This window comes from Gordonibacter sp., from assembly GCF_036667095.1.
Taxonomy (GTDB): domain Bacteria; phylum Actinomycetota; class Coriobacteriia; order Coriobacteriales; family Eggerthellaceae; genus Gordonibacter.
This window is the reverse complement of sequence record NZ_JAVWUP010000076.1, coordinates 2,531-12,392: the sequence shown is the minus strand read 5'-3', so window position 1 is coordinate 12,392 and position 9,862 is coordinate 2,531. Positions and strand designations below refer to the sequence as shown.

General features: G+C 56.1%; 6 protein-coding genes. 5 read left to right on the top strand and 1 reads right to left on the bottom strand.

Annotation, left to right across the window (positions count from 1 at the left end; all coding sequences use genetic code 11):
- Positions 1 to 120 precede the first annotated feature (120 nt).
- Complete coding sequence (locus tag RR842_RS08240; protein WP_332722758.1) at positions 121 to 1,257, bottom strand: aldo/keto reductase; 1,137 nt, start codon at positions 1,255 to 1,257, stop codon at positions 121 to 123.
- A gap of 237 nt (positions 1,258 to 1,494) precedes the next feature.
- Here RR842_RS08240 and RR842_RS08235 point away from each other — a divergent pair, with 237 nt between their 5' ends.
- From RR842_RS08235 to RR842_RS08215, 5 genes are all read left to right on the top strand, one after another.
- Positions 1,495 to 2,163: an oleate hydratase gene (locus tag RR842_RS08235; protein WP_332729440.1), complete on the top strand. Its 669-nt coding sequence runs from the start codon at positions 1,495 to 1,497 to the stop codon at positions 2,161 to 2,163.
- 249 nt (positions 2,164 to 2,412) lie between these two features.
- Positions 2,413 to 3,927: an ATP-binding protein gene (locus tag RR842_RS08230; RefSeq protein WP_332729439.1), complete on the top strand. Its 1,515-nt coding sequence runs from the start codon at positions 2,413 to 2,415 to the stop codon at positions 3,925 to 3,927.
- A 276-nt stretch (positions 3,928 to 4,203) separates the two neighbouring features.
- Positions 4,204 to 5,703 (top strand): DUF3375 domain-containing protein, encoded by a 1,500-nt coding sequence (locus tag RR842_RS08225; protein WP_332514312.1) that lies wholly within the window; start codon positions 4,204 to 4,206, stop codon positions 5,701 to 5,703.
- Positions 5,700 to 6,410 (top strand): DUF4194 domain-containing protein, encoded by a 711-nt coding sequence (locus tag RR842_RS08220; protein ID WP_332518515.1) that lies wholly within the window; start codon positions 5,700 to 5,702, stop codon positions 6,408 to 6,410. The genes RR842_RS08225 and RR842_RS08220 overlap by 4 nt, the downstream gene beginning before the upstream one ends.
- Positions 6,407 to 9,862 (top strand): SbcC/MukB-like Walker B domain-containing protein (locus RR842_RS08215; protein WP_332729438.1); only part of this gene is annotated, 3,456 nt, incomplete at its 3' end. The genes RR842_RS08220 and RR842_RS08215, both read left to right, overlap by 4 nt.

Genomic DNA, 9,862 nt, shown 5'->3' with positions numbered 1-9,862 from the left:
CCGAGAACGCCACCGCAAACCGCGGCGTACGTGCGAAGTAGGCCTCAAGCGCCTCAACCCCCCTATCTTGTCCGGCACCCGTTTCCATCTGCCCCGGCATCCGATCGGCAAACAGCTCGCTCATCGCGCATCCCCCTCGAACAGCTCGGCGGCACGCGCAAGCTCGTCTACGATGGCGATATGCTGGGGGCACACTCCCTCGCATATGCCGCAGGCAATACAGCTGGAAGCCGGTCCATCCGAAGCGTTCCAATCGTAGTTCTCCTGGGCTCGGTGCTCGTCTCCGTAAAGCGCGAGGATGTTCAGCGAAGCCAGGGCCGTTGGAATGCGCACATCCTGCGGACACGACTTCAAGCAGTAACGGCAATCAGTGCAGGGCACGGTGGGAATGCCGTTCAGAATGGCGCGCACTTGAACGAGCGCGTTGGCCTCCACGTCCGACAACGGCTCGGGCACAGCCAAGGCACGCACATTCTCACGCACCTGCTCTAGCGTGGACATACCCGAGAGCACCGTGAGCACGCCTGGCAGCGATGCGGCAAAGCGCAGCGCCCACGATGCAAGCGAGGCCTCGGGATTCACCCCGTAGAGCACGTCCACGGCGGCATCGGGCAGCTTCACCAGCGAGCCGCCCTTGACAGGCTCCATCACGATCACCGGCAGACCATGGGCACGCGCGACCTCGTAGCACTTACGCGACTCGATGGTCTCGCTCTCCCAATCGGCGTAGTTGACCTGCAGCTGCACGAAGTCGACAGCAGGATGAGCCGCCAGCACCTCTTCGAGCGCATCGGCCTTGTCATGGATGGAAAAGCCCAGGTTGCGGATAAGGCCAGCCTCTTTCTTCTCGGCCAGGAAATCCCACAAGCCCCAGTCGTCGAAGAGCTTCGTGCGGTCCTCGCCCAGGTTATGCAGCAAGAAAAAATCGAAGTAGCCCGCCCCCGTCTGCGAGAGCGACTTGTCGAACATTGCGCGCGCGTGGTCGGCGCTTTTCGCCATCCATGCCGGCAGCTTCGTTGCAACCTGGAACGACTCGCGCGGATAACGCTCGACCACCGCCTCGCGCAGCGCCGCCTCCGACTTGCCGCCATGGTAACCGCGTGCCGTGTCGAAATAGGTGAAGCCGGCGTCCATGAACGCATCCACCATGCCCTTGACCCGCTCGATGTCGATAACTTTCTCGCCGTCGCACTCATATTCAGGCAGCCGCATAAAGCCAAAGCCGAGTTTGGGTATGTCGGTGTAAGTGCATGTCACGATACTAGTCCTTTCTCGAATAGCTCCTATGCTAGTTCCTGGAGCACACTCTAAGTCAAGCGGCAATTCACCATGCGCTCGAAGAGCATATAAATGCTATCACGGCATCCGCAATAGCACGGCTGGCGCATTACCCCCTCCATACAATACTTCATCATCTCGGTACCTGCCCTTCGCCCACGCGCACCCCGTATCACAATGGGGGCCGTATCATCACGTCGAGAGATTGGAAAGCCTGTGTACTACTCCAGCGGAAATTACGAGGCATTTGCCCACCCGGCAAAGCCGGAGGGCATCGAGAACAAATCGGCCTACCTCATCGGCACGGGATTGGCAGGCTTGTCGGCTGCATGCTATCTGGTGAGGGACGCCCAGATGGACGGCTCACGTGTTCACTTGTTCGAGCGCGATGCCGAGCCGGGCGGTGCCTGCGACGGATGGGATTATCCCCAGATCGGCTTCACCATGCGCGGCGGACGCGAGATGGACAACCACTTCGAAGTGATGTGGGATCTGTTCCGGTCCATCCCCTCTATCGAAGACGAGAGCATGAGCGTGCTTGATTACTACTACCAGCTGAACAAACGCGACCCCAATTACTCCTTATGCCGTGCGACGCTCAACCAAGGCGAGGATGCCAATCTCGAAAACAAATTCAACTTGTCCGACAAGGCCTGCCTGGAGATCATGACCCTGTTTTTCACACCCGAAAGCCAGCTTGACGACAAGCCCATCACTGCCATGGAAATGAACCCTCTCGAGAAACTTGCCCTGCACAAGGGCATCGAGAAACTCAAAGGCACCGACCTCCACGGATTGCTAACCGCGTTCGGCGTGATTCCGCCGGATCCCGCCGACGACACACCCGCACCCGCCACCGGAGCCGTGTACCCCGGCATACACTAGTGTTGACAATGTTAAGCCCCAATTAGGCGACAGCTACTAGCAACCACCCGCAATCGGGGTTCGCAAGGCCTCCAAGACTCTTTCCTAATCCCATCACTTTACCCATCATAACCAAATCAAACTACGCTAATCCCATCATGATGACGTGATTATTGTAAAAAAATCAATTCACATGATGGGATTCGTGAGGTGATTCTGATGGGAATAAGCTATGATGCAACCAAAAAGAATCCTTTTGAAGGAGACATTGTGAGCATCGAAAAGTTCGACATAAACGAGTTTGTGAATCTCGCCAGAAAGATCGATAGCGATACAGCGGACGTCGAAGTTAAGACGGCGGCAAGGGGATTGTCGAAAGATGTTGTTGAAACCTTATCCGCTTTCGCAAACCGCTCTGGCGGTACGGTGGTGTGTGGGTTGTCGGAGAAAGATGGCCTCGCTCCGGCAGTCGACTTCAATGCCAAAAAGATATCCGAAGCGTTGTCGCAGGCTTGCGCTGACAAGATGGAACCTCCCATACGCGCCAGCGTTCGCATCGAAGAATTCGAAGGCGCGCTGGTCGTCGTTGCCAGCATCCCCGAAACCGAGCCATACCAAAAACCTTGCTACGTAAAAGCTCGCGGACCTTACGACGGGTCCTTCGTTAGAGCGGGCGAAGGCGACAGGAGACTTTCACGATACGAAGTAGATCGTCTCATCGAAGAGCGTCAGCAGCCACGATACGACGCCCGCGTAATCGAGGAAGCGGAAACATCCGAGCTTGATCCTGAGCTGGTAGATGGATTCCTCAAGCGGGAACGTGCCGCTTCGCCACGTGTCTTCGCGGGGCTTTCCGATGACGATGCGTTGCTCACCATGGGGGTGACGGGCAAGGGTAAGAACAGTGAGTCGAAGCCGACCTTGGCCGGCCTCATGGCATTGGGCCGCCATCCCCAAAAGCATTTTCCGCGCGGAAATGTAACGTTTGCAGTATTTCCCGGTACCTCGAAGGAAGAACTGGCGAAAGATGGCGCGCGCTTCTTGGATTCGAGGACGGTGATAGGCCCCGTCCCCGTTATGGTGGCGGAGACCCTTGCGGCGGTTCGTAGAAACATGAGGGTGGCTTCCTACGTTGAAGGTGGCTCTCGCCGCGATGTCTCCGAATACCCTGAAGTTGCCATACGCGAGGCCGTGGCCAATGCGCTCATGCACCGCGATTACTCTCCCGAGGGTCTTGCTTCTCAAGTTCAGGTGAATATGTTCGCCGATCGTATTGAAGTGGTGAACCCTGGTGGCCTTTACGGCACGGTAACTGTTGACAATATCGGTACCTACGGCGCGTCGTCCAGTAGGAATCAATATCTATCACGCATCTTGGAAAGCACCCCATATCCTGAGGGATATCCTGAAAAAGGCTTCGTTGTAGAAAATAAAGGAACTGGGTTTGCACAGATTCAAGCAGCCCTCAGGGGACAAGGAATGGACCCCGCAGAACCAGAGGATAGCCTCTCTCTATTTGTTGTGACGATGAAGAAAAAGCAAGTGCTCGCTATTGGATCTGTTCTCGCATCCGCATCTATCACGCTAGAGAACAAGATGGGTAAAGACCTGGAATCTTTATTGAGCGTCGTACGTTCAAAGGGATCTATCTCCACCTCGGAAGCCTCTTTCGTGCTGGGAGTGTCGACCGCAACAGCATACCGGCGAATCAAAGAGCTTGTCGACAAAGGTTTATTGGTTTCTGCCGATAAGCAAGGCCGCGCGGCCCGATATAAACTTACCTAGGAGCCGGGCAGCGACACCCGCAACCTCTACAAGTACTCAAAGCTGTACTCCGGAGAAACGCCTGTTCTTAGTGACAGTGATTTCTTCGGTACCGCGAACATAATTGACGAGATGTTTCACCTCCATAACAACATTCGATGCATCGACTCGTGTACTAATCTAACTACGATTACGTGCAAGTTGCCAAATGCGCTACCCGATACTCTGCTATCATAATTCCCGAACTAGAAAGCACATCATTATCGCTCGCACCTTCTGTAAGAAGGGAGTTTCAGTTTGTCGGCAACATCGACCGCCCTTCACCTCCAACGGCTCAAAGATGAAAGCATCGCCTGGAAGCTCCTCCGTTCAAAACGAGCGCCCCTTGTCATCGCCATACTCGACGCTCATTTTACCGGTGACGTCCGCCGCATCGCGGTCCCCGAATTCATCAGCCTTGTCGACATCGACCTTGAGGATGCTCGTTTTCGCACCTCCATCGAAGTCAGGCGATCCGCACAAGCATACTGCGAACGATGGCGCGCTGACGGATACCTCATCAGACGATCCGTACCGCAATCGCGTCAGGAAACCTACGAGCTTTCCAGCGGAGCCCTTGCCGCTATCCAGTACGCCAAACGCCTCATGCAGCCGCATCGCACCGCAACGCAATCGCGCCTCGGGCTGATCATCGACCAAATTAGCAGCCTAGCACTGGCAACCGACGACAACGAAGAGCATCGCCGGCAGGCCCTGCTTGAAGAGCGCGCTCGCCTCGATGCCCAGATCAACCTACTCGACCAGGGCCAATTCGAAGTGATCGACGAAGAAAAGGCCCTTGAGAAAGCGCGTGATATCGTCAACCTCGCACGCGAAATTCCTGTCGACTTCGTTCACGTGCGCAACGACTTCGAGCAGATCAATCGCTCCCTCTACGACACCATCATCAACTACGACGAGGGCCACAAAGAGATACTTGCCGATATTTTCGACGGCGTTGACGAAATAGCGCAAACGGCCTCGGGGCAATCGTTCAAAGGCTTTTACTCGCTCCTGCGCAACGCCGACCTCTCCGAGACTTTGCAAGACGACATCGATTCCATTCTGGAATGCGATTTCGCAGTAAAGCTCGGTCCCGAAGACCGACGATTTCTTCGGGGTCTCATGCAGGTTTTCATCGATCAGAGCCAAGAGGTAAACGGGGTGATGACGTCGTTCGCCCACGGGCTGCGGCGTTTCGTGCAAAGTCAGAATTACCGGCAAGAGCGCGCCCTAAAAAAGCATATCGACCGCGCTTTGGGACGAGCCCATCGCATGGTCGAATACTACCCATCCACCTATCCCCTGCGCGACGAGCTTAACCTTACCTCCGTTCAAATAGCTCCGGTCTCCCGCTGGAAGCTCAAGAATCCCGCTGAAAACCAAGCCGCCCCCCTCAGCGACGTCGTCGTTTCAGAATCAGAGGAAATAACTTTCGAACAGCTGCGAGAAATTGCGCGAGAAACGGAAATCGATTTCTTCGAGCTGGCGCAAAACGTCAACGATTGCTTAAGCAGCCTCGAAGTGCACGTAGGCGGAGAAGCCTTCCGCAGCTCACTGGGGGCAACAGTCAAGGATATCTTGACCGCATTCCCTCCAACCCAAGGTATCGCCAGCATCGTCGGCCTGGTGGTTCTTGGGATCGAGCAGGGGCAGCAACGCGAGGGAAGCGAGACGGTTCCCTGGATCGATGACAACGGGCGGACGTTTCGCGCGACCATACCCCACCTCGCATTCAATAGAAAGGTGCACGCATGACCGCCCCCTTTGACGAACAGTCCCCCACCCTTCCCGAAGAAGATATCGACGAGAACGTCGGCCTGTGGCCCGGGGATCTCGGCACGCTTGAGCTCGATGCCCGACGAGCCCTGCTTCAACTTGTGCGCGGACCCATGATCACCGCCGATGCCAACAAAGACCTGTGGCGGGCTCTGCTCAACGACCGTCCCCTCATTGCCTCGCGATTGGCCGACCTGTTTCTTGTCCTCGTCGTTAAAGAGGACGACGGCATCGCTTTTGCGCAGAATGCGCCTGCGCCCGATACGCGCATCCCCAAAGCCGTTCGATCGCAACCACTCACCCTTATCGACACCATCCTCGTGCTTATGCTTCGCCGCGAGCTGGTGGGAAGCGTTGGGCGCACGTTTGTCGGCCGCGAGGAAACTTACGGCACCCTTGCGCAGTATCGCCCCCTGGCAAAAATCGACGAAGCGGCTTTTCGCAAAAAGCTCGACAGTTCATGGAACAAACTCGTCATCAACGGCATGCTGCTCAAAACCGACACGCCCGAGCGCTTTGAGGTATCCCCGGTGCTCAAGCTTATTTTCAGCGTCGAGGATGCCGAAGCCGTCAACGCAGCCTTCGACGAACTGCTCGAAGATGCCGCCAAAGGACATCCGCACGACAGCGAGCTCTTGGTGGACGACCAACGCTCCGAAGAAGCAGAAAACGAGGGCGACCTATGAACGAATTCGAATCTGCTCCCACTGAACAATTGGGATTCGGTTTCCTCACTGACGAATGGCCCGAAGACCCCCTGCTTGCCGAAGGACATCTCGGCCAATGGCGGCTCGCACGTGTCGAGGTAGCCAATTGGGGCACGTTTTGCGGATATCACTCCCTGGACATTCACCGCAAAGGCCTTCTCATCACCGGTGCCTCAGGATCGGGCAAATCGTCACTGCTCGATGCGATAACCATGGTGCTCACTCCTCCGCGCAACCGGCATCTCAACGCTGCGGCACGCAGCGGGTCGAGCAAAGGAGAAGACCGCACGCCGCCAAGCTACATCCGCGGAGCCTACAAGCACGAGGAAAACAGCAGCGGTGAAATCGCGAGCAGTTTTTTGCGCCCCCGCACTGCAACGTGGAGCGGAATCATGCTGCGCTACGAAAACGGTCTTGAGACAAGCGACAAATCACCTGCGCAGAGTTCTTCGCCACAAGCGCGCCCCAACGAGCCAGTCAACCTGCTTGCTTTGTTCAATCTAAAAGCGGGCAGCAATTCAACCGAAGGCCTTAGCCAGGCGTTCGCCGTCATTCGCGGCACGGTCGCTCTGCCGGAATTCGAGGCCTTTGCCGTAAACGGCATCGACTCGAAACGGCTGAAAGCCGCATGCCCGACGGGTACCCAAGTTTTTCGCGAGCACAGCGCCTTCGAAACGGCATTCTGTCGCCAGCTGGGAATTTCTGGGCCCAAAACGCTTGAGCTGCTTCACAAAACCCAGGCGGCAAAAAACTTCGGCTCGCTTGACGAACTGTTCCGCAACTTCATGCTCGACCGGCCAAAAACCTTCGATCAGGCCGAGGACGCGGTTGAGCAGTTCACCGCTCTTTCCCAAGCCCATGCCGGCGTCGTAAGCCAGCGAGAGCAAATGCGCCACCTTGAGCCGTTGGTGGAAATCGAGAAACGAAATGCTCAGGCTGCTGATCGTGCTGCAGAAACGAAACGGCTGACCGACTGTCTTTCGGGCTGTACAGCGCAGCTTGCCTTTGAGGTGACCGAACGCGAACGCGCCGTTCTTTTAAGCAAAGGTGATCAGCTGCAAGAAGCCCTCAATTCCACACGCGCCGAACAGCAATTCGCCCATCAAGCGCTCGACCAGGCACAGCGCGCTTTGGGAGAAGCGGGTGGCGGAGCGCTCGACCTTGCCGAATCCCAGTTGCTTACCTACGAAAAGCAACACGATCAAGTACACATCAACCGCGAGCGCCTCCTTGTTGACTTGCGGTGCGCCCAGATAGAGGGGCTGCCCCGCACCTATGCCGAGTGGCAGGAGCTGCGCCGCACCCTTGGCAGCAAAGCCACCGAAGCGCAAGCGGAACAAGATGCCAACCAAGACGACCACTATCGCAGCTATGGACGTGTCCCTGATTTACAAGGGCGCATCGAAAGCGTTCAAGAAGAACTGCGCTATCTGCGGCAAAGGCAAACCAACATCCCGCAAAAACTGAACCGCGTACGAGAAGCCATCGCGCTTCACTTGGGAATCGACGCGACGAACCTTCCCTTCGTCGGAGAGTTGGTAAGCGTTAAGCCCGAATACGATTCGTGGCGCGGGGCGATCGAGCGGCTCTTGGAAAACGGCGCAAAAACACTGCTCGTCTCATCACGCAACATACCCGCCGTATCCCGCTACGTCGAATCCCATCACCTAGGGACACGCCTGGAGTTTATCTCGGTACCCTCAGAGGTCGAGGTGCCCAAGCGCTCATTTGGACAGTTGTCGCTGGTAAACCGCCTTTCTGTCAAGCAGCACGCAAAGCACCCGGAATTCTCACATTGGACCAGCCGCCATTTGCGCGAAAGGTACGATTACGCCTGCGTCGACTCTCCCGACGACTTAAGCAACCACCGTTTCGCTCTGACTATCGCAGGACAGATCAAGCGAGACAATCGCTACGTGAAAGACGACCGTCACCCGCTTGACGACCGAACCCGCTGGGTGCTGGGCTATGACAACGACGGCAAAATCGAACAGTTCTCCCTGCAGCTCGAAACGTTGCAGAAGCAGCTGACGGAAGCCCGCAAAACCGCACAGGCTCTTTCCGAAAAAACCCAACGGGCCCGCGATCTGCAGCGCGCCAAAACCCAACTCGACGAAAGCGACTGGAGCAACTACGATATCGCAAGCGTCGAGGAGGAATATCGCAAAGCAAAGGCCTTCTACGAGCAATTAAGCAGAGGCAATACCAAACTTGAAGAAGCCATGGCGTTGAGGGACGATGCTCGCCAACGCAGCGAGGCCGCCGATGCCGCCGCGAACAAAGCCCAGCTTGAAACAGAACGAAACGCCCACGATCTTGCCGTCTTAGCACAACAGGCCGCCCAACAAACGGAGCGCATGCAGAAGTTCGAAGCGCCAACTTCCGACGAAACCAACCGGCTGCGCAACCTGTTTCAGAAGATCAGCAAAACTTTCGATCGCTCCGTGCAGGAAGTGTACCAAACAAGCACCGAAGTGCAATCGCATCTTTACACCAAGCGAGTGCAAGCGCAAAGTGAAGAGCAGAAAACGCGCAACGCCGCCGAGCGCATCGAGCACGACTACCATCAACGATGGCCGCTCGAAAGCGCCGATTTAACCACCACCTTTGACGATATCGACGCCTACCTCGCCATGTACCATCAAATCAAGGCAACGGGACTGCCCGACTACGAGCAGCGGTTCCTTCACGTGTTGCATGACTTCGGGCAAGACCAAATAACGGTAATCGCTTCGACTATTCGCCATGCCTTCCGCGAAGTGCAGGACAAGTTGATACCCGTCAACAGTTCATTAAGCCTTTCAAAGTACAGTCCCACCACCCATTTACAAATCAAAGCCAAAGATGCGAAAAGCGCCCAGGTACTTGAGTTCTTAGACAACTTGAAGGAAATTACGCGGGGCACGTGGGACGAGAGCGACATCGCCGCAGCAGAGAAACGATTCAACAAGACGAACGACGTTATCAAACGCCTGAAATCGAGCGAATACGCCGATGTCACCTGGCGCAAATCCTGTCTTGACACCCGTCAGCACGTCAGTTTTATCGCCAATGAAATTGACACCGACGGCAACGTGGTAAACGTGCACAGCTCCGACACGGGGCTCTCGGGCGGTCAAAAACAAAAACTGGTCATTTTTTGCCTTGCCGCCGCTTTGCGCTATCAGCTTGCCGACGAGAATCAACCCGCGCCTCGCTTCGGAACAGTGGTGCTCGACGAAGCCTTCGACAAGGCAGACCCCGCTTTTGCGCGCATCGCAATGGACATCTTCCAGGTATTCGGCTTTCACATGATTTTAGCTACACCTTACAAGCTTGTTACCGTGCTTGCGCCCTACCTTGGTGCAATTGCCGTAACCACTTGCAAAGACTCGAAGTATTCCTCGCTTTCGCCCGTCAGTTTTACCGAGGACGTCGAAGGGGTGGAAGGG